This is a genomic window from Paractinoplanes rhizophilus (genome assembly GCF_042664765.1).
GTDB lineage: Bacteria > Actinomycetota > Actinomycetes > Mycobacteriales > Micromonosporaceae > Actinoplanes > Actinoplanes rhizophilus.
Genome location: NZ_JBHTBJ010000131.1, coordinates 1 through 742, shown reverse-complemented (window position 1 = coordinate 742; position 742 = coordinate 1). Strand labels below are relative to the sequence as shown.

Here is a 742-nt window from a genome sequence, read left to right as displayed (position 1 = left end):
TGCCCAAGGCGACGTGCTCAAACTCATCGGTCAGTGTCATGATCGTGATCCTGTCTGCCCCATCAGGTCATATCTGGCGGAAAACGGATAATCCACTCATCCGTTACACAGACCTACCGACACGCCCTTTCGGAGCAGGAGGGCGCCATGGCGGGACCACTCGCTGGGATCGCAACGCGGCGGATTTCTGCGCTGCTCGACGAGCTGCTTCAGGTCGAGCCGGTCATCGCCCTGCACGGACCACGCTCGGTCGGTAAGTCAACCGTGTTGAATGCCTTGGCCAACGCCCGCAGGGTACCCGTCCTGGATCTCGACGACATCAGCACTCGAGATGCCGTATCGGCCAATCCGCAGACCGCTGTCTCGACGTCAGGCTTGCTCTGCGTGGACGAGTATCAGCACGCGCCGCTGATTCTCGACGCGCTGAAGGCCCGACTCAACCGCGAAGGCACCCTGCCCGGCACGGCCGTGCTGACCGGGTCAACGCGGCAGGACGCGCTGCCCCGCACAGCGCAAGCACTAACCGGCCGACTGCACACCATGACCATCTGGCCTCTGTCACAAGGCGAGATCAGAGGCGTCAACGAGGACTTCTTGCCGGCGCTACGAGCGGAATGAGCCGCCCTGGATCTTCCGGAGAGAGAACCAACTAAGATCTTTTCTCTTCGGGAAGGTAAAGGGGGAATGGTGATGGCGACGCGTAGGTCCTACACGCCGGAGTACAAGGACCAGATTGCCCGGA

The 742-nt window shown here is 61.7% G+C and carries 1 protein-coding gene; it reads left to right on the top strand.

All coding sequences use genetic code 11. The features are described 5' to 3' along the window. Positions 1-147 precede the first annotated feature (147 nt). Positions 148-618: an AAA family ATPase gene (locus ACFQS1_RS40555; protein WP_378978410.1), complete on the top strand. Its 471-nt coding sequence runs from the start codon at positions 148-150 to the stop codon at positions 616-618. Positions 619-742 lie beyond the last annotated feature (124 nt).